This is a genomic window from Arthrobacter sp. ISL-95, from assembly GCF_018613695.1.
In the GTDB taxonomy this organism is placed as follows: Bacteria; Actinomycetota; Actinomycetes; order Actinomycetales; family Micrococcaceae; genus Arthrobacter.
The window spans coordinates 429,346-449,073 of sequence record NZ_JAGGPR010000005.1 but is presented as its reverse complement, the minus strand read 5'-3'; the positions used below and the strand labels follow the sequence as shown (position 1 = coordinate 449,073).

The 19,728-nt window shown below is 60.6% G+C and carries 15 protein-coding genes; 2 read left to right on the top strand and 13 right to left on the bottom strand.

Going from position 1 to position 19,728, the window contains the following annotated elements:
• Positions 1–168: 168 nt before the first annotated feature.
• From fusA to rpoB, 5 genes are all read right to left on the bottom strand, one after another.
• Positions 169–2,283, bottom strand: a complete 2,115-nt coding sequence (gene fusA / locus J7I86_RS08260; protein WP_214818990.1) for an elongation factor G — start codon at positions 2,281–2,283, stop codon at positions 169–171.
• Positions 2,284–2,352: 69 nt separating this feature from the next.
• Positions 2,353–2,823, bottom strand: coding sequence for a 30S ribosomal protein S7 (rpsG, locus tag J7I86_RS08255; RefSeq protein WP_003803829.1), 471 nt, complete (start codon positions 2,821–2,823; stop codon positions 2,353–2,355).
• 1 nt (position 2,824) lies between these two features.
• Positions 2,825–3,199 carry a 30S ribosomal protein S12 gene (gene rpsL / locus J7I86_RS08250; protein ID WP_009358312.1) on the bottom strand — a complete coding sequence of 125 codons (375 nt, stop codon included), beginning with the start codon at positions 3,197–3,199 and terminating at the stop codon, positions 2,825–2,827.
• A 410-nt stretch (positions 3,200–3,609) separates the two neighbouring features.
• The gene (locus tag J7I86_RS08245; RefSeq protein ID WP_144648596.1) at positions 3,610–7,509 is read right to left on the bottom strand and encodes a DNA-directed RNA polymerase subunit beta'; all 3,900 of its coding nucleotides are present in this window, start codon (positions 7,507–7,509) and stop codon (positions 3,610–3,612) included.
• A 103-nt stretch (positions 7,510–7,612) separates the two neighbouring features.
• Complete coding sequence (gene rpoB, locus J7I86_RS08240; protein WP_043471397.1) at positions 7,613–11,119, bottom strand: DNA-directed RNA polymerase subunit beta; 3,507 nt, start codon at positions 11,117–11,119, stop codon at positions 7,613–7,615.
• A gap of 425 nt (positions 11,120–11,544) precedes the next feature.
• Here rpoB and J7I86_RS08235 point away from each other — a divergent pair, with 425 nt between their 5' ends.
• Together J7I86_RS08235 and J7I86_RS08230 are read left to right on the top strand one after the other, a co-directional pair.
• Positions 11,545–12,744 carry an acetyl-CoA C-acetyltransferase gene (locus J7I86_RS08235; protein WP_214818988.1) on the top strand — a complete coding sequence of 400 codons (1,200 nt, stop codon included), beginning with the start codon at positions 11,545–11,547 and terminating at the stop codon, positions 12,742–12,744.
• Positions 12,744–13,238, top strand: coding sequence for an aminoacyl-tRNA deacylase (locus J7I86_RS08230; RefSeq protein ID WP_214818986.1), 495 nt, complete (start codon positions 12,744–12,746; stop codon positions 13,236–13,238). Before J7I86_RS08235 ends, J7I86_RS08230 begins: the two co-directional genes overlap by 1 nt.
• A gap of 78 nt (positions 13,239–13,316) precedes the next feature.
• Here the strand turns inward: J7I86_RS08230 and rplL are convergent, their stop codons facing one another.
• The 8 genes from rplL to secE all read right to left on the bottom strand — a co-directional run bounded on the left by rplL (position 13,317) and on the right by secE (position 19,703).
• Positions 13,317–13,694, bottom strand: a complete 378-nt coding sequence (gene rplL, locus J7I86_RS08225; RefSeq protein ID WP_011775604.1) for a 50S ribosomal protein L7/L12 — start codon at positions 13,692–13,694, stop codon at positions 13,317–13,319.
• A 76-nt stretch (positions 13,695–13,770) separates the two neighbouring features.
• Positions 13,771–14,364 (bottom strand): 50S ribosomal protein L10, encoded by a 594-nt coding sequence (rplJ, locus tag J7I86_RS08220; protein WP_011775605.1) that lies wholly within the window; start codon positions 14,362–14,364, stop codon positions 13,771–13,773.
• A 299-nt stretch (positions 14,365–14,663) separates the two neighbouring features.
• Positions 14,664–15,833, bottom strand: coding sequence for a GNAT family N-acetyltransferase (locus J7I86_RS08215; RefSeq protein ID WP_214818984.1), 1,170 nt, complete (start codon positions 15,831–15,833; stop codon positions 14,664–14,666).
• A complete protein-coding gene (locus tag J7I86_RS08210; RefSeq protein WP_214818982.1) occupies positions 15,812–16,921 on the bottom strand; it encodes a GNAT family N-acetyltransferase in 1,110 nt (369 codons plus the stop codon). The genes J7I86_RS08215 and J7I86_RS08210 overlap by 22 nt, the downstream gene beginning before the upstream one ends.
• Positions 16,922–17,030: 109 nt before the next feature.
• Positions 17,031–17,738, bottom strand: coding sequence for a 50S ribosomal protein L1 (rplA, locus tag J7I86_RS08205; protein ID WP_214818980.1), 708 nt, complete (start codon positions 17,736–17,738; stop codon positions 17,031–17,033).
• A gap of 146 nt (positions 17,739–17,884) precedes the next feature.
• Positions 17,885–18,316 carry a 50S ribosomal protein L11 gene (gene rplK / locus J7I86_RS08200; RefSeq protein WP_011775609.1) on the bottom strand — a complete coding sequence of 144 codons (432 nt, stop codon included), beginning with the start codon at positions 18,314–18,316 and terminating at the stop codon, positions 17,885–17,887.
• Positions 18,317–18,446: 130 nt separating this feature from the next.
• Positions 18,447–19,307, bottom strand: coding sequence for a transcription termination/antitermination protein NusG (gene nusG / locus J7I86_RS08195; RefSeq protein WP_214818977.1), 861 nt, complete (start codon positions 19,305–19,307; stop codon positions 18,447–18,449).
• Positions 19,308–19,421: 114 nt separating this feature from the next.
• Positions 19,422–19,703, bottom strand: a complete 282-nt coding sequence (gene secE / locus J7I86_RS08190; RefSeq protein ID WP_159733538.1) for a preprotein translocase subunit SecE — start codon at positions 19,701–19,703, stop codon at positions 19,422–19,424.
• Positions 19,704–19,728: the final 25 nt, after the last annotated feature.

Sequence of the window (19,728 nt, the reverse complement as noted above, 5' to 3'; positions counted from 1 at the left end):
TTAGCAAGTCTACTTGGGGGCTTGGTTTTGGTGAAATTGCAGATTCAGGAACCAATGGTAGTTCCTCGAGCCTGTTTGCGCAGGGGCCGGACCGCAGCTCTCGCCGCAGCCCCGCCTCAAGCGCTCAGATGCCTTCCCGATACCGGAATTGCATCCGTTACCGGGAGATTACTCGCCGCGGGTTTTCTGGATGATCTCGTCGGCTACTGCCTTGGGAACCTCCGCGTAGCTGTTGAATGTCATGGAGTACACAGCGCGACCCTGGGTCTTGGACCGGAGGTCACCGATGTAGCCGAACATGCCGGACAGCGGAACGTGTGCACGGATAACCTTCACACCTGCTGCGTCTTCCATGGACTGCATCTGGCCACGACGGGCGTTCAGGTCACCGATAACATCACCCATGTATTCCTCAGGTGTGCGGACCTCAACATCCATCAGCGGTTCAAGCAGAACAGGGTTCGCCTTGCGTGCAGCTTCCTTGAAAGCCATACGCCCGGCGATCTTGAACGCCATTTCCGAGGAGTCAACATCGTGGGACGCGCCATCAATCAGCGTGGCCTTGATGCCGACAACCGGGTAACCGGCCAGGACGCCGTCGTTCAGTGCATCCTGGATACCAGCGTCAACGGACGGGATGTATTCGCGCGGAACACGGCCACCAGTGACCTTGTTCACGAACTCGTACAGCTCGCCGGAAGCGGTGTCCATGGGCTCAATCGCAATCTGGATCTTTGCGAACTGACCCGAACCACCGGTCTGCTTCTTGTGCGTGTAGTCAAGGCGCTCGACGGCGCGCTTGATGGTTTCGCGGTAAGCAACCTGCGGCTTGCCAACGTTTGCCTCGACCTTGAATTCGCGGCGCATGCGGTCCACCAGGATGTCCAGGTGGAGCTCGCCCATGCCGGCGATGATGGTCTGGCCCGTATCTTCGTTGAGGGAGACCTGGAAGGTCGGATCCTCAGCGGAGAGCTTCTGGATGGCCGTGGAGAGCTTCTCTTGGTCACCCTTGGTGTTGGGCTCGATCGCAACAGAGATCACGGGCTCCGGGAAGCTCATGGACTCGAGGACAATCTGGTTGTTGGCATCACACAGGGTGTCACCCGTGGTGGTGTCCTTCAGACCGATGGCTGCGTAGATGTGGCCGGCGGTAGCGCCCTCAACAGGCATTTCCTTGTTGGCGTGCATCTGGAACAGCTTGCCGATGCGTTCCTTCTTGCCCTTGGTGGAGTTGACCACCTGGGCGCCTGCCTCAACGTGACCGGAGTACACGCGGACGAAGGTCAGCTGACCGAAGAACGGGTGCGCAGCAATCTTGAAGGCGAGGGCCGAGAACGGCTCGTCTGCAGACGGCTTGCGGGTAAGTTCCTTCTCTTCGTCGCGGGGATCGTGACCGATCATCGGCGGGACGTCGAGCGGGTTCGGCAGGAAGTCAACAACAGCGTCAAGCATCGGCTGGACACCGCGGTTCTTGAAGGCAGAACCACAGAAGACCGGGTAGAGCTCAGAGTTGATGGTCATCTTGCGGATGCCGGCTTTGATCTCTTCGAGGGTGAGTTCTTCACCTTCGAGGTACTTCTCCATGAGCTCTTCGGAAGCCTCGGCCACAGTCTCAACGAGCTGTGCACGGTACTCTTCGGCCTTGGCCTGGAGGTCCGCCGGGATTTCCTGAACTTCGTAGGAAGCGCCCATGGTGACGTCACCCTTTGCGTCGCCAGGCCAAACCAGGGCGCGCATTTCGAGGAGGTCAACAACACCGATGAAGTCGTTCTCAGCGCCGATGGGCAGCTGCATGACCAACGGCTTGGCACCAAGGCGGGAGATGATGGTGTCTACGGTGAAGTAGAAGTCAGCACCCAGCTTGTCCATTTTGTTGACGAAGCAGATACGCGGAACGTTGTACTTGTCAGCCTGGCGCCAAACGGTCTCGGACTGCGGCTCCACGCCTTCCTTGCCGTCGAACACTGCAACTGCACCGTCGAGGACGCGCAAGGAGCGCTCAACCTCAACCGTGAAGTCAACGTGGCCCGGGGTGTCAATGATGTTGATCTGGTTCTTGTCCCAGAAGCAAGTCACGGCGGCAGACGTGATGGTGATGCCGCGTTCCTTTTCCTGTTCCATCCAGTCAGTCGTCGAAGCGCCGTCGTGCGTCTCGCCGATCTTGTGGTTCACACCCGTGTAGAACAGGATGCGCTCGGTAGTGGTGGTCTTGCCGGCATCGATGTGGGCCATGATGCCGATGTTGCGGACCTTATTAAGGTCGGTAAGCACGTCCTGTGCCACGGGGTCTCCCTTTCGGATGGACTACACGTTCGCCGCCGGCTCAGTGAGCCGGCGGCGTCCGGAAAGTTTTTACCAGCGGTAGTGTGCGAAGGCCTTGTTGGACTCGGCCATCTTGTGGGTGTCTTCGCGACGCTTCACAGCGGCACCAAGACCATTGGAGGCATCCAGGATTTCGTTCTGGAGGCGCTCGGTCATGGTCTTCTCGCGGCGGGCCTTGGAGTAGCCCACGAGCCAACGCAGAGCGAGAGCGGTGGAGCGACCCGGCTTGACCTCAACCGGAACCTGGTAGGTAGCGCCACCAACACGGCGTGAACGCACCTCGAGGGAAGGCTTGACATTGTCCATGGCCTTCTTGAGAGCGGCAACGGGGTCGCCGCCGGACTTGGCACGTGCACCTTCGAGTGCGCCGTAAACGATGCGCTCTGCGGTGGACTTCTTGCCGTCAACAAGAACCTTGTTGATCAGCTGCGTGACCAACGGGGAGCCGTAAACGGGATCGGAAACTAGCGGCCGCTTCGGGGCCGGACCCTTGCGAGGCATATTACTTCTTCTCCATCTTTGCGCCGTAACGGCTGCGAGCCTGCTTGCGGTTCTTGACACCCTGGGTGTCGAGTGCGCCGCGGACGATCTTGTAGCGGACACCCGGAAGGTCCTTAACACGACCACCACGGACGAGCACGATGGAGTGCTCCTGGAGGTTGTGGCCAACACCGGGGATGTAGGCGGTAACTTCTACGCCACCGTTGAGGCGCACACGTGCCACCTTACGGAGAGCCGAGTTCGGCTTCTTGGGGGTGGTGGTGTAAACGCGGGTGCAAACACCGCGGCGCATCGGGCTGCCCTTCAGCGCGGGAGCCTTGGTCTTGGAGACCTTCGGCGTGCGGCCCTTGCGGACCAGCTGGTTAATCGTAGGCACTTTCGTGTTCTCCGTTGTTTGATCTCTGCTCCCACACACAGGCGCCAGCCTGGTAAACGTGGGAACTTTGGCGTTGCTCGTGCAGCCGGCCGAAACTCCGGTAGGCGTGCAAAAGTGCGGCATTCGTTGCGCATGTTGCCCGCAACCCGGAAACAGGCTCCACCCAGCACCATGAGAACAAAACCAAAATGATGCTGCGGCGGCCTTCATCCACTGCCACACAGAACAATTACCAAAAGTCTAGCACGGCTTGATCTAGGGCCTTAATCGGGTGTATGGAGGTCGACGGCGGCAGCCGCCTGCCGCCGTCGACCTCCACTCCCCCTGGTCTCCTCGCAGAACTACGTTAACGGGTCAGGCCCCGCACTCAAGAGTGCGGGGCCTGACCGTCAAAGCGCTAGCTGCCGCTTTTAGCGGAAGTCGTTGCCGAGATCGTAGTCATCCAGCGGGATGGCGTGGAACTCAGGAGCACCGTCGCCGCCCAGGGCATCATAGGAGAAATCGGTGAAAGCGCTGGGGCCTGTGAACAGGCTTGCCTTTGCTTCTTCCGTCGGCTCCACAGTGACCTCTGTGTAGCGGGGCAGACCCGTACCAGCCGGGATGAGCTTACCGATGATGACGTTTTCCTTGAGGCCGAGCAGAGGATCGCTCTTGCCTTCCATGGCCGCCTGCGTCAGGACGCGGGTGGTTTCCTGGAACGAAGCAGCCGACAGCCAGGACTCGGTAGCCAAGGAAGCCTTGGTGATACCCATGAGTTCCGGACGACCCGAGGCCGGGGACTTGCCCTCGGACACGACGCGGCGGTTCTCGTCCTCGAAGCGTGCGCGCTCTGCAAGCTCACCGGGGAGCAGGTCGGAGTCGCCGGATTCGATGACGGTCACGCGGCGCAGCATCTGGCGGACGATAACCTCGACGTGCTTGTCGTGGATGCCAATACCCTGGCTGCGGTAAACGCCCTGAACCTCGTCCACAAGGAACTTCTGTGCGGCACGGGGACCCATGATACGCAGAACCTGCTTCGGGTCCACAGGACCGTTGATCAGCTTCTGGCCGACGCTGACGTGCTCGCCATCCTCGATGAGGAGACGTGAACGGCGCAGCACCGGGTAGGCAATCTCTTCGGAACCATCGTCCGGAGTGATGACCAGGCGCATCTGGCGCTCGGACTCTTCGATGGTGATGCGGCCGGCTGCTTCAGCAATCGGTGCGACACCCTTCGGAGTACGGGCTTCGAAGAGCTCCTGGATACGGGGCAGACCCTGGGTGATGTCGTCGCCACCACCGGCAGAAACAGCACCACCGGTGTGGAACGTACGCATGGTCAGCTGGGTACCGGGCTCACCGATGGACTGTGCGGCAATGATGCCCACGGCCTCGCCGATGTCCACGGTCTTGCCAGTGGCCAGCGAACGGCCGTAGCAGAGTGCACAGGTACCGACCTTGGACTCACAAGTGAGCACGGAGCGGACCTTGACCTCGGTGATGCCTGCAGCCAACAGCTGGTCGATAACGACGTCGCCGCAGTCGGTGCCGCCGGCAGCCAGGACGTTGCCCTGGGCATCGACGACGTCGACAGCCAACGTACGTGCATAGGCGCTGTTCTCGACGTTCTCGTCGAGGACGAGCTCACCGTTGGAATCCGGCACGGCGATCGGGGTGACCAGACCGCGTTCGGTACCACAGTCCTCTTCGCGGACGATGACGTCCTGCGAAACGTCCACCAGACGACGGGTCAGGTAACCCGAGTTGGCGGTACGCAGAGCGGTATCGGCCAGACCCTTACGGGCACCGTGAGTGGCGATGAAGTATTCCAGCACCGACAGGCCCTCGCGGTAGGAGGACTTGATCGGGCGAGGAATAATCTCACCCTTCGGGTTGGCCACAAGACCACGGATACCCGCAATCTGGCGGACCTGCATCCAGTTACCACGTGCACCGGAGGACACCATGCGGTTGATGGTGTTCATGGGTGACAGGCTGTCGCGCATCGCCTGGGCGATTTCGTTGGTTGCCTTGTTCCAGATTTCGATCAGTTCCTGGCGACGCTCGTCGTCGTCGATCAGGCCCTTGTCGTACTGGCCCTGAATCTTGGCAGCCATGTTCTCGTAACCGGCCAGGATGGCAGGCTTGGAAGTAGGCACCTCGATGTCGGAGATGGCAACCGTGACGCCCGAACGGGTGGCCCAGTAGAAGCCTGCGTCCTTCAGGTTGTCCAGCGTTGCCGCGGTAACAACCTTCGGGTAGCGCTCTGCGAGGTCGTTGACGATCCGGGACAGTTCGCCCTTGTCGGCAACAGCCTCAACCCACGGGTAATCCTCGGGCAGCGTCTGGTTGAAGATGACCTGGCCCAGGGAGGTTTCAACGAGAGCCGGCTGACCGGGCTCCCAACCTTCCGGAGCTTCCCATCCTGCGTAAGGCACGAAGTCATCCAGACGGATCTTCACCTGGGAGTTCAGGTGCAAATCACGGGCGTCGTACGCCATGATGGCTTCCGAAACCGAGGAGAAGATGCGGCCTTCGCCGGCGGAGCCGACGCGCTTGGTGGTCAAGTGGTACAGGCCGATGATCATATCCTGCGAAGGAAGGGTCACCGGACGGCCATCGGACGGCTTCAGGATGTTGTTCGAGGACAGCATCAAGATGCGTGCTTCGGCCTGGGCTTCCGGACTCAGCGGCAGGTGGACTGCCATCTGGTCGCCGTCGAAGTCAGCGTTGAAGGCGCCACAAACCAGCGGGTGAAGCTGGATTGCCTTGCCTTCCACAAGCTGTGGTTCGAAGGCCTGGATGCCGAGACGGTGCAGGGTAGGTGCACGGTTGAGCAGCACCGGGTGTTCGGTGATGATCTCTTCCAGCACGTCCCAAACCTGCGGACGGTAACGCTCAACCATGCGCTTTGCCGACTTGATGTTCTGTGCGTGGTTGAGGTCAACCAGGCGCTTCATCACGAACGGCTTGAAGAGCTCCAGTGCCATCTGCTTGGGCAGACCACACTGGTGCAGCTTCAGCTGCGGGCCGACGACGATGACCGAACGGCCTGAGTAGTCAACGCGCTTGCCGAGGAGGTTCTGGCGGAAACGACCCTGCTTGCCCTTGAGCATGTCGCTCAGGGACTTCAGCGGACGGTTGCCCGGACCCGTGACGGGACGGCCACGACGACCGTTGTCGAAGAGGCTGTCAACAGCTTCCTGAAGCATGCGCTTCTCGTTGTTGACGATGATCTCCGGAGCACCAAGGTCAAGCAGGCGCTTGAGTCGGTTGTTACGGTTGATCACACGGCGGTAGAGGTCGTTGAGGTCGGAGGTCGCGAAGCGGCCACCGTCCAGCTGGACCATCGGGCGCAGTTCCGGCGGGATCACCGGAACGGCGTCGAGAACCATGCCAAGCGGGCTGTTGTTGGTGGTCAGGAATGCGTTGACAACCTTCAGGCGCTTCAGGGCACGCGTCTTACGCTGGCCCTTGCCGTTCTGGATGGTGTCGCGCAGTGACTCAGCTTCAGCCTGCATGTCAAAGGTTTCGAGGCGCTTCTTGATTGCCTCGGCACCCATGGAGCCCTCGAAGTACAGTCCGTAGCGGTCGCGGAGTTCGCGGTACAGGCCTTCGTCACCTTCAAGGTCAGCGACCTTGAGGTTCTTGAAGCGGTCCCAAACCTGCTCAAGGCGCTCGATGTCGGCGTCGGCACGCTTGCGGACGTTCGCCATCTGGCGGTCAGCAGAGTCGCGGGCCTTCTTCTTGTCGGCAGCCTTGGCACCTTCGCCTTCAAGACGGGCAAGCTCGTCCTCAAGGTCGCGGGCGATCGTGGCGATGTCGCTGTCGCGGTTGTCCACCATCTGCTTCTTCTCAAGGTCATGCTCAACCTGGAGGTTCGGCAGTTCGGCGTGACGGCTTTCGGTATCAACGCTGGTGATCATGTAGGCAGCGAAGTAGATGACCTTCTCGAGGTCCTTCGGTGCCAGGTCCAGAAGGTAGCCCAAGCGCGAGGGAACGCCCTTGAAGTACCAGATGTGGGTTACAGGCGCGGCCAGCTCAATGTGACCCATGCGCTCACGGCGCACCTTGGCGCGGGTGACTTCAACGCCACAACGCTCGCAAATGATGCCCTTGAAGCGGACGCGCTTGTACTTACCGCAGTAGCATTCCCAGTCGCGGGACGGGCCGAAGATCTTCTCGCAGAAGAGGCCGTCCTTCTCGGGCTTGAGCGTGCGGTAGTTGATGGTTTCCGGCTTCTTGACCTCACCGTAAGACCATCCGCGGATGTCTTCCGCGGTGGCGAGGCCGATCTGCATGAGGCCGAAGGAGGATTCGCTGGACATATGGTCCCTGTTCTCTCTTGTTCTCTAAATTCTGAAGTCTTGGTTACGGGAAGAGGGAGTTGTTCCGACGGACAGCTGGTGAAGCTGTCCGCCGGAACAGCTGCTAGACCTCTTCTACGGAACTGGGCTCTGCACGAGACAGATCGATGCCCAGTTCTTCCGCAGCCGTGAAGACTGCGTCATCAGAGTCACGCATTTCGATCGTGGTTCCATCGGTGGAAAGAACTTCCACGTTCAGGCACAACGACTGCATTTCCTTGATCAAGACCTTGAAGGACTCGGGAACGCCAGGCTCAGGGATGTTCTCGCCCTTGACGATGGCTTCGTAGACCTTCACACGACCATGGATGTCATCCGACTTGATCGTGAGGAGTTCCTGAAGGGTGTAAGCGGCACCGTAAGCTTCGAGCGCCCACACTTCCATTTCACCAAAGCGCTGGCCACCGAACTGAGCCTTACCACCCAGCGGCTGCTGCGTGATCATGGAGTACGGGCCGGTGGAGCGCGCGTGGATCTTGTCGTCCACCAAGTGGTGGAGCTTCAGGATGTACATGTAACCGACGGAGATCGGGTCCGGGAACGGCTCGCCGGAGCGGCCGTCAAACAGACGGGTCTTGCCGGAGGAGTCGATCAGGCGGTCGCCGTCGCGAGTCACGTTGGTGGAGTCAAGCAGGCCCGTGATTTCTTCTTCGCGGGCGCCATCGAACACCGGTGTGGCAACGGTGGTCTGGCCGGTTTCACGGGGCAGGTTGGGGAGGTTCTTGACCCACTCCGGCTCGCCTTCGATCTTCCAACCGGTCTTGGCAACCCAACCGAGGTGGGTTTCCAGAACCTGTCCAACGTTCATTCGACCCGGAACACCAAGCGGGTTCAGGACGATGTCCACCGGGGTACCGTCTGCAAGGAAGGGCATATCCTCGATCGGAAGGATCTTGGAGATAACACCCTTGTTGCCGTGACGGCCGGCGAGCTTGTCGCCGTCGGTGATCTTACGCTTGGCTGCAACGTAGACGCGGACCAGCTGGTTCACGCCCGGGGGCAGTTCGTCGTCGTTGTCGCGGTCGAAGACGCGCACGCCGATGACCGTACCGGACTCGCCGTGGGGCACCTTCAGGGAGGTGTCGCGCACTTCGCGGGACTTCTCACCGAAGATTGCGCGGAGCAGGCGCTCTTCCGGGGTCAGTTCGGTTTCACCCTTAGGGGTGACCTTTCCGACCAGGATGTCGCCGGCTTCAACCTCGGCACCGATGTGGATGATGCCGCGCTCGTCCAGGCCTGCAAGGACTTCCTCGGACACGTTGGGGATATCGCGAGTGATTTCCTCGGCACCAAGCTTGGTGTCGCGGGCATCAATCTCGTGCTCCTCGATGTGGATGGAGGAAAGAACATCCTCAGCAACAATGCGCTGGGACAGGATGATGGCGTCCTCGAAGTTGTGGCCTTCCCATGACATGAATGCCACGAGCAGGTTCTTACCGAGGGCGAGTTCACCCTGGTCCGTTGCCGGACCATCAGCAATGATGCCGCCAACTTCCAGGCGCTGGCCTTCGTTGACCAGGACGCGGTGGTTGTAGCAGTTGCCCTGGTTGGAACGGGCGAACTTGTTGATGCGGTAGTTGGTCTCAGTGCCGTCGTCGTTGATCATGACAACGAGCTCAGCGGAAACCTCGGTGACCACACCTGCCTTCTTCGCGATGACAACGTCACCGGCGTCGACGGCTGCTGCGCGCTCCATGCCGGTGCCCACGAAAGGAGCCTCGGAACGGACCAGCGGCACGGCCTGACGCTGCATGTTGGCACCCATGAGTGCACGGTTGGCATCGTCATGCTCAAGGAACGGGATCAGCGCGGTTGCCACGGACACCATCTGGCGCGGGGAAACGTCCATGAACTGAACGTCTGCAGCGGGAACCAGAACCGGCTCGCCTCCACCACCACGGGCACGGACAAGGACGGTCTCTTCGGAGAACTTCTTGTCAGCGTCCAGAGGAGCGTTGGCCTGTGCGATCAGGACCTCGGCTTCGTCGTCGGCCGTCAGGTACTGGACTTCGTCGGAAACGACGCCCTCGGAAACCAGGCGGTACGGCGTCTCAATGAAGCCGAACGGGTTGATGCGGCCGTAGGATGCCAACGAACCGATCAGACCGATGTTCGGGCCTTCAGGGGTTTCGATGGGGCACATACGTCCGTAGTGGGACGGGTGAACGTCTCGAACTTCCATGCCTGCACGGTCACGGGACAGACCACCCGGGCCAAGTGCCGACAGGCGGCGCTTGTGGGTCAGACCCGAGAGCGGGTTGTTCTGGTCCATGAACTGCGACAGCTGGGACGTTCCGAAGAACTCCTTGATTGCTGCCACGACGGGACGGATGTTGATCAGTGTCTGCGGCGTGATGGCCTCGACATCCTGCGTGGTCATGCGTTCGCGAACGACGCGTTCCATGCGGGAAAGACCGGTGCGGACCTGGTTCTCGATCAGTTCGCCCACGGCGCGGATGCGACGGTTGCCGAAGTGGTCAATGTCATCGACGTCGACGCGAAGCTCGTGGTCTTCGCCGTCGCGCTTGCCCATGAGGGTCTTCTCGCCGGCGTGAAGCGCAACGAGGAACTTGATCATGGCAACGATGTCTTCAACGTGCAGGACCGACGCTTCCTTGTCACCAAGGGAGCGGTCGATGCCGAGCTTGCGGTTGATCTTGTAACGGCCAACCTTGGCAAGATCGTAGCGCTTGGCGTTGAAGTACAGGTTGTCCAGCAGGGACTGGGCAGCCTCAACTGTGGGCGGCTCGCCCGGACGCAGCTTGCGGTAGATGTCCAGAAGCGCATCTTCGCGGGTTTCGGTGGCGTCCTTCTCCAGCGTTGCACGCATGGAGTCGTACTGGCCGAACTCTTCCAGGATCTGGCCTTCGGTCCAGCCGAGGGCCTTCAGGAGAACGGTGACCGACTGCTTGCGCTTACGGTCGAGGCGAACGCCGACCTGGTCGCGCTTGTCGATTTCGAGTTCGAACCATGCACCACGGGACGGGATGATCTTCGCAGTGAAGATGTCCTTGTCACTGGTCTTGTCAGCCGTGCGCTCAAAGTAGGCGCCCGGTGAACGGACCAACTGGGAGACAACGACGCGCTCGGTGCCGTTGACGACGAACGTTCCCTTTTCAGTCATAAGGGGGAAGTCGCCCATGAACACGGTCTGCTGCTTGATTTCGCCCGTGTTGTTGTTCATGAACTCGGCCTTGACATACAGCGGTGCCGAGTAAGTGGCGTCACGGTCTTTACATTCGGCCATGGTGTACTTCGGGTCAGCGAACTCCGGCTCGGAGAAGCTCAGGGACATGGTGCCCTGGAAGTCCTCGATTGGGGAGATCTCTTCGAAGATGTCGGCAAGTCCGGAGGTGGTGGCGACGCTGAGGTCGCCCTCCTCGACAGCCTTCGCTACCCGCGCCTGCCAGCGTTCGTTTCCGACCAGCCAGTCAAAGCTGTCTGTCTGCAGGGCGAGAAGATTCGGAACATCAAGGGGTTCGTGAATCTTTGCGAATGAGAGGCGGCGGGTGGCACCATCGGTGCTTGCCGTGTTAGCGGTTTCGTTATTAGAGGTGCTCGAGGCGACCAAGAGGGATCCTTCCACAGACCTTCAGGCGTTTTCAGATCTCCCCCGTTTGCATTCTGCAGAGTGCTCCGCAGAATGCTTGTTCCGGTTCCGCTATATGACCCGGACCCAGACCGCTTATGACAGTGCACGTTTCGGAACGGCACGTCAAGGACGCAGCTGAGAGATAAAGCCCACCGCTATATGAAGGCTGAAGGTTAACAGGGAAGACGCAAATATCTACAATACGGCAAAGCAGCCTTCCTGTCTACCCCAGATCGTCCGTGATTGCAAGCACGGTTGCCGCAGGCACCAATGCCCGGGAGAATCCCCGGAATCACGGTGGCACCCGCCAAGGAATGGGACGAACGGCACAATTGTTGACGAGGTGGGCCGCCGCCCCCTCCACGGTAGCCTTGCTACACCACTCCCGGATCGGAAGAGAGACCATGACCAACTCCGCTGACGACAATGCCGTTGTCATCCTTGCTGCTTCCCGTACCCCACAGGGTCGGCTCAACGGGCATTTGGCGGGCTTCACCGCCGTCGACCTTGGCGCTCATGCCATCAGCGCCGCTTTGGCGGCCAGCGGGGTCAAAGCCGAACAGGTGGACGCTGTGATCATGGGCCAGGTGCTTCAGGCCGGAGCGGGGCAAAATCCGGCCCGGCAAAGCGCCATCGCCGCCGGTGTTGGCTGGAACATTCCTGCCGTCACCATCAACAAAGTCTGCCTCTCCGGGCTCACCGCAGTCATTGATGCCGCACGCCTGATCCGCAGCGGCGATGCCACAGTAGTTGTTGCCGGCGGCCAGGAATCCATGACCAGGGCCCCCCACCTCCTCCCGGGATCCCGCCAAGGCTGGACGTACGGAGCCATCCAGGCGCTGGACGTTGCCGCTCACGATGGCCTTACCGATGCGTTCGATGGACAGTCCATGGGCTTGTCCACGGAAACGAAGAACGTCACGCTCGGCATCGACCGCAAGGCGCAGGACCAAGTTGCCGCGGCCTCGCATCAACGCGCCGCTGCCGCCATTGCAGACGGAACCTTCGACGTCGAAATCGCTCCGGTAAGCGTCAAGCAGCGCAAGGGCGAACCCCTGCTGCTCACCACGGACGAGGGCGTAAGGCCCAACACCTCGTTGGAAACCTTGGCACCGCTCAAGGCCGCTTTCGCCACCGACGGGACCATCACGGCCGGCAACTCCTCTCCCCTGTCCGACGGCGCCTCCGCGCTGGTTCTCACCAGTCGCCGCTTCGCCACGGACAACGGGCTGGACTACCTTGCGATTGTTGGCAAGCCAGGACAGGTTGCAGGACCTGATAACTCGCTTCATTCGCAGCCGTCCAACGCGATCGCACAGGCCTTGAAACGCGCAGGGTGGACGTCAGAGGACCTGGACTTCATCGAAATCAACGAGGCGTTCGGCTCGGTGGCCGTCCAGTCCCTCAAGGACCTCAGTTACCCCTTGGAACAGTGCAACATCCATGGCGGCGCCATCGCTTTGGGCCACCCCATTGGGGCGTCCGGAGCGAGGCTCGCGCTGCATGCCGCGCACGAACTCAAGCGCAGGGGAACCGGAAAAGCGGCTGTCTCGCTCTGCGGAGGCGGAGGCCAGGGTGAAGCTCTCCTCCTGTACCGCGACTGATGGCTGAGGAATTGGCTGCACCCGGGATGGATGGTGTCGCACGGTTTTTGTCTGACGCTGCCGCGCGCGGACTGGACGTTGACGTTGTCGAGCGTCCGGCTGCGCGCAGCTTGGAAGAGGCCGCCGAAATCCTGGGGATCAGCCCCGCGGACATCGTGAAGTCGTTGGTGGTCAAGCACAAGGACGGCAGCTTCTTGTTCGCACTCATTCCCGGGGACCGGCAGATCTCCTGGCCCAAGCTACGTGCCTTGGTTGGCGTCAACAAGCTCTCGCTACCCCACGCCGACGTTGCCCTGGCCGCCACCGGCTATGAACGCGGCACCATCACTCCGTTGGGCAGCACCATCCCCTGGCCTGTGTATGCCGACGCCACCATCACCGGGCGTCGCATTTCCATGGGAGCCGGGGCACATGGCCGGAGCGCGTTCGTGGACGCGGATGCACTCACGGCAGCCCTGGGCGCGATAGTAGCGGACATCAGCGAACCCAATTGATTGCGCCCTGCTTGGGTGCGTTAAACGCAGGAAGCCCCGCCCGGCGAACCGGACGGGGCTTCCACAAGCAAAAACGAGTTACTTAAGGGTAACCGTTGCGCCAGCTTCTTCGAGCTGAGCCTTAGCCTTCTCGGCAGCTTCCTTGGTGGCGCCTTCGAGAACAGCCTTCGGTGCGCTGTCAACCAGGTCCTTGGCTTCCTTGAGGCCGAGGGAGGTGATGGCGCGAACTTCCTTGATCACTGCGATCTTCTTGTCGCCAGCAGCTTCGAGAACGACGTCGAATTCGGTCTTCTCTTCAGCAGCTTCAGCAGCACCGCCGGCAGCGGGGCCAGCAACTGCAACAGCAGCAGCCGTAACTTCGAAGGTCTCTTCGAAGAGCTTGACGAACTCGGAGAGCTCGATGATGGTCAGTTCCTTGAAAGCTTCAATGAGCTCTTCGTTGCTGAGCTTCGCCATGGTGGCGTCCTTCCATTAGTTGGTGCAGATCCGGGCTAAACCGGTCCATGCACCAGAGTTTGATTGAGGGGAGAACTTAGTTCTCTTCGGTTGCAGCTTCAGCGGCTTCGGCCGGAGCCGCAACCTCTTCAGCAGCAGCCTCTTCAGCGGCCGGGGCTTCTTCAGCGGCCGGTGCAGATGCGCCGCCCTCTTCTTCAAGCTTGAGGCGCAGAGCGTCGATGATGCGTGCAGCAGCGGATGCGGGAGCCTTGAGGACACCAGCAACACGTGCAAGCTGCAGCTCGCGGGACTCGAGGGCTGCCAGTGCGGCAACTCCTGCTGCGTCCAATGCCTTGCCTTCGAAGACGCCGGTCTTGATAACCAGCTGCTTGTTGGCCTTGGCAAAGTCCGTCAGGCTCTTGGCAGCAGCAACAGCGTCACCCTTGATGAAGGCGATTGCAGTAGGGCCGGCGAGCTGATCGTTGAATGCTTCAACTCCAGCTTCCTTGGCTGCAATGGCACTCAGGGTGTTCTTGACGACCGAGAACTTGGTGTCCTGGCCGAGCGCAACACGCAGTTCCTTGAGCTGTGCAACAGTGAGCCCGCGGTATTCGGTCAGGACAGCCGCGTTCGATTCCTTGAAATCGTTGGTGATCTCTGCAACTGCGGAGATCTTGCTAGGCGTTGTCATAACCCTCCTTCCGGGGAATAAAGCCGGTCTTCCGGGTCCCCGCTCACGAGAGCTAAAACTAAAAACGCCCCGCGCAGATGCACGGGGCTTGGCTCAACACAGTTTGATCCGTGGAGACTTGCTTCGTTCACCTGCGCCGGCCGCCCTATGTTCAGGGTCCTTCGTCAAGGAATTCACTTTTACCTCAGGGGCGCAGCTACAGAATTGAGCTGTGCTCGAAAGAGTGGATTCCCATCAACCGACGGTCTTTGGTACTTCAAGGTTACGGGAGAGTGTTCAGCAAACCAAATCGGCCCTGCCTAGTCCGACGACGTTGCTCCCGACAACCTGCCCGGGAGTTCCTTCTGCCACAGTCCCGTGACGCCGGCAGTAGTGAATCCCAGCTGCTTGTTCACGGTCAGGAGGTACCTGTTCTCCGGCGCATTCCAGGTATAGATGACCCGGGCGTCCGGGAATTGCTCACTCAGCCGTTCCATGTTGGCAACCTTAATCAACAAGCCGAGCTTGTTCCCCCGATGCTCCTGCAGGACCAAAGTATCGTCTTGGAAGACCACGTCCTGACGGTGCGCCAGGACGCTGATGGTGGTCAGGCCCACCAATCGTCCGGTCTCTATATGCTCGACGGCGGTCACCACCGTGCGTCGGCCCTGCGCCAATGCGGCGTCCTCGGTTTCGCGCAGGACCGCTGCATCGAACACCATCCCGCTCGCTTCAACTTCAGGCGCGTCTTCGTCCCCCTCGTCACGGACCACCTCGCCGGCTGCGTTCTCCAATTCAGCCACGGCTTCCAGCCAGGGTTCGGGGCAGCGGTCCGTCCAGTGGTGCAAGGTGTACCGGCCGCCGTTGGCTTCCTCGGCCTCAAGCTGCAGATCCCCCACAAGCTTGGAATCCAGAGGCAACACGCAGGAGCTGAACTGTTCTATGTGCTGAAGGGTGTACCCGGCCCGCTTGGCAAAATCCACTTCCCTGCTGCTCACGGGGACAAAACCAGCACCGCTGCCCGGGATCAACTGGTCCTCGGGTATTTCAGTGAGGGACGTGGCCGGATGATTGGTATCCACCAGGGCCATGATGCGCCCCTCAGCCCGGGCGAGCTGCTCCGCGGCTTCCAATAACTGACGTCCGACACCCTGCCCCTGGAACTCGGGAAGGATGTCCAAGGTGAACTCAGCCAGGTCAAGGTTGTCCGCAAGCGGCAAGGCAATATCCACGGTGCCCACAATGACGCCGTCTACTTTCCCCACCAGAATGACTTGGCGCTCATAGGGGTCAGAAAGCTCCAACAGCTTTTCCAAGGGCGTATAAGCGAGGTCGTCACTCCCCCAGGTCTCCATGCGAACCCGGCGTCCTACTTCCACGGCGTCCAGGAAATCAGCGGCGTCGGGGCTGTCAAGGGTGTCAGGAACCCACAGCTGCTCGACTTGAACGGTCTTCGCCTCGTCTACAGTCATTCCAGCCGTTTCTGCCATTCGCCGTCAAAGCCGGAAGGCTTGAACCCCAGGGCGATATTTATGGCCAGCATATGCTGGTTTTCATTGGCGTTCCATGTCATTACCGATGTGGCGGCCGGCCACAGCTCCTGAATGCGGCGGAGATTGGCAATCTTGACCAGCATGCCAAGGCCATGCCCTCGATGCCCTGGAGCCACCAAGGTGTCCTCTTGATAGACCATGCCAGGGGTAGCCTCGCGGTGGGTGAGCGTGGTGTACGCCGCCAACTCCCCCGTGGCATCGTGGCGGGCAACGGCAACGGTGGAAGCGACGCCGCCTGCCAGCCATGTTGATTCCTCGAGACGGACGCGGTTGGCATCCCATTCCTCGCCCTCCCAGCCCAGTCCTGCGATGGGCACCTCGGTGCTCATGAGGCTTTTAAGCTTGGCAAACACGTCTACGAGCTCATCAGGGCAGCGGTCCTGCCACCCGACGAAGCTGTAGTCGGCTGCCCGCTGCGCTGCCTGCGTTTCGAGGTCCTGCAGCAGCGCCGCCCCCACCGGGAGGGCCAGTGTGCTGTTGGTTTCCACCTGCTCCAGAGAATACCCGTGGTGGAGTGCAAACCGCGTGGACGCCGAATCCAGAGGGACGCCGCCCGTGCCGGACTTTGCTTCCAGCAACTCACCGCCCGGGGTCAGGAGCCGGAGAGGCTCCGCGCAAAACGCGTCAAAGGACACGCGGTCCCGATCGCGGGCCTGCTGCTCCAGCATCTCGAGGATCTTCGTCCCAATGCCGCGTCGACGGTAGTCGGCGTCCACCAAGACGTCCACACCCGCCGTCGTCGTGTTTTCGCTCAAGGGCAATGTCAGAGTGCCGCTGCCAACCACGGTTCCCTTGAAGCAAGCCAAAAAGGCATGCCGTTCTTCGTATTCATTGCCCTGCCAGAAGAGGACAGCTTCAGCCAGAGTGGAGCAACGGTCCAGGTTGCCCCAGAGATCCAGGTGGTGGGCAACATCCAGATCATGGAAGGCGCGGAAATCCGGCGCCCCGCTCGCGTCGGGACTTGTGGGGACCGGAATCCGTTCTACGGACAACCCGGCAAGGGCGTGAGAGTTCGACGACGACACGCACCACAGCCTACGGCGCACCACTGACGGTGAACAGGGAACAAGGCAAGAAAAAGGACCGCCCGGCAAAGCCGGACGGTCCTTTTATCAGAGCAAGTGCTCGCGAAGCTTAGGCGTCGACGAGGACCTTGGTGACGTTCGGGTCAACGGTGATGCCCGGACCGAACGTGGTGGCAACGGTGGCCTTCTGGATGTAGCGGCCCTTGGAAGCGGACGGCTTCAGACGAAGCACCTCTTCCAGTGCGGCTGCGTAGTTCTCAGCAAGCTTGTCGATGTCAAAAGACACCTTGCCGATGATGAAGTGCAGGTTGGAGTGCTTGTCGACGCGGAAGTCGATCTTGCCACCCTTGATGTCGTTGACAGCCTTGGTGACATCCGGGGTAACCGTACCGGTCTTCGGGTTCGGCATCAGGTTACGCGGGCCGAGGACCTTACCCAGACGGCCAACCTTGCCCATGAGGTCAGGGGTTGCCACTGCGGCATCGAAGTCGGTCCAGCCGGCTGCGATCTTTTCGATCAGGTCATCGGAACCAACGAAGTCGGCGCCGGCAGCGATTGCTGCTTCAGCTTTGTCGCCGGTTGCGAAAACGAGGACGCGGGCAGTCTTACCGGTGCCGTGAGGCAGGTTGACGGTGCCACGAACCATCTGGTCAGCCTTACGCGGGTCAACGCCCAGGCGGAAAGCGACCTCAACGGTTGCGTCGAACTTGGAAGGATTGGTGTCCTTCGCGAGGGTAATGGCCTCGATCGGGGCGTAGACCTTGTCTGCCTCGATCTTGGCTACGGCTGCCTCATATGCTTTGCTGCGCTTTGCCATGCTGCTATTTCTCCTTGTGCAGTTGTGGTCTGCGGACCGCGCTGGGCCCTGCCACAAGCCGAGGATCCGGCAAGGATCCTGCGACATTTCAATGTTTCAGATGCCGGTTGCCCGGCGGGTGAAGGCCACAGGGCCTTCGAAGGTTACTAGCCTTCTACGGTGATGCCCATGGAACGGGCGGTGCCGGCGATGATCAGGGCAGCTGCCTTGATGTCGTTGGCGTTGAGGTCTTCCATCTTGGTGGAAGCAATTTCCTCAACCTGCGCCTGGGTCAGCTTGGCAACCTTGACGGTGTGCGGGGTAGCCGAACCCTTGGCGACGCCTGCAGCCTTCTTGATGAGCTCTGCAGCCGGCGGGGTCTTGGTGATGAAGGTGAAGGAACGGTCTTCGTAGACCGTGATTTCAACCGGGATAACGTTTCCGCGCTGGGATTCCGTTGCAGCGTTGTACGCCTTGCAGAATTCCATGATGTTGACACCGTGCTGGCCAAGCGCAGGACCGATCGGCGGAGCCGGGTTAGCGGCACCTGCCTGGATCTGCAGCTTGATGAGGCCGGTGACCTTCTTCTTGGGAGCCAATGTAGGGTCCTTCTCTCAATAGCTTCCTGGGACACAGGAGCGCGTCCCAGGTTGGTGGCCGCCATGGCGAGGCGGCCGGCCGCTCCCGAGCTGCTAAGCAGGCAGGACTGGAGCGAAATTTTGGAATCAGCTAGATCTTGGTGACCTGATTGAATGCGAGCGTTACCGGGGTTTCGCGCTCGAAGATCGAGACCAGAACCACCAGGGTCTGGGACTCGGGCTTGATCTCGGAGATCGTAGCCGGGAGGGTCTCGAACGGACCTTCCTTGACGATGACCGACTCGCCGACCTCGAAGTCGACGGCCACAGGAGCCTGGTTCTGCTTGTTGACGGGCTTGCCCTGCTCTGCCTGCTCTTCTTCGAAGACCGGGGCGAGCATGGAGAAGACCTCATCGAGGCGCAGCGGGACGGGGTTGTGTGCGTTACCCACGAATCCGGTGACACCCGGCGTGTGACGCACGGCGCCCCAGGAAGCGTCGGTCAGATCCATACGGACCAGGACGTAGCCGGGAATGCGTACGCGGTTGATGACCTTGCGCTGCGCGTTCTTGATCTCGACGACCTCTTCCATGGGCACCTGGATTTCGAAGATGTAATCTTCCATGTCCAGGGTCTGGATGCGGGTCTCAAGGTTGGCCTTCACGCGGTTCTCGTAACCTGCGTAGGAGTGGATGACGTACCAGTCACCTTCCTGGCGGCGCAGCTTGCCCTTGAATTCTTCGGCCGGGTCGGCCGGCGCTGCAGCAGCAGCGGCTGCCAGGTCGTCGCCGTCGGACTCTTCCGAAGCGTCGGCTTCGTCGGCGTCGGACGCGTCATCAGACTCGGCGTCCACGTCAGCTTCGAAGTCCTCTTCGGAATCGTCGGCGTCGGCAGATTCGGGCGCAGCAGAATCAACCTCGGACTCTTCCACGACAATAGCCGTGGCGTCGGCTGAGTCCTCGGCGGATCCGCCCAGCTCAGTCTCGTTTACCTCGAGCTCCTGCTCAGACACTTGGTCTCCTGCTTCCTCATTGCCTAACATGCCTATTTAAATGGCTCAATTCCGCAAACCCCGCAAAATCCCTGATCCAACAAGGAATTTCACACAGTTTGCGGACAGATCCGCTTATTGGTCCGTAGCCCCTGACCCACCAAAGACCCAACTGACTCCTGTGCCGAAAGCGAGGTCCAGCAGGGTGACGATGAGCATCATGATGGCCACAAACACCAGCACCACAAGCGTGTAATTGATCAGTTCCTTGCGGGTGGGCGCAACAACCTTCTTCAGTTCACCAATGACCTGGCGGACGAAGAGTGCAATACGGGCGAAGAAGCCACGATCGGCTTTCTTGGCGGGACGGCCCTTCGAGCTGCTGGCAGCTGTTTCGGTCACCTGGTCCTCACTCACCTTGCAAAGTTGTTGACCCGACTCT

Coding starts and splice junctions, on each gene's coding strand:
- rplA (WP_214818980.1), bottom strand. CDS start 17,738: ATGGCAAAGCGCAGCAAAGCATATGAGGCAGCCGTAGCCAAGATCGAG.
- rplJ (WP_011775605.1), bottom strand. CDS start 14,364: ATGACAACGCCTAGCAAGATCTCCGCAGTTGCAGAGATCACCAACGAT.
- J7I86_RS08215 (WP_214818984.1), bottom strand. CDS start 15,833: ATGGCAGAAACGGCTGGAATGACTGTAGACGAGGCGAAGACCGTTCAA.
- rpsG (WP_003803829.1), bottom strand. CDS start 2,823: ATGCCTCGCAAGGGTCCGGCCCCGAAGCGGCCGCTAGTTTCCGATCCC.
- rplL (WP_011775604.1), bottom strand. CDS start 13,694: ATGGCGAAGCTCAGCAACGAAGAGCTCATTGAAGCTTTCAAGGAACTG.
- J7I86_RS08230 (WP_214818986.1), top strand. CDS start 12,744: ATGGCTGAGGAATTGGCTGCACCCGGGATGGATGGTGTCGCACGGTTT.
- J7I86_RS08235 (WP_214818988.1), top strand. CDS start 11,545: ATGACCAACTCCGCTGACGACAATGCCGTTGTCATCCTTGCTGCTTCC.
- J7I86_RS08245 (WP_144648596.1), bottom strand. CDS start 7,509: ATGTCCAGCGAATCCTCCTTCGGCCTCATGCAGATCGGCCTCGCCACC.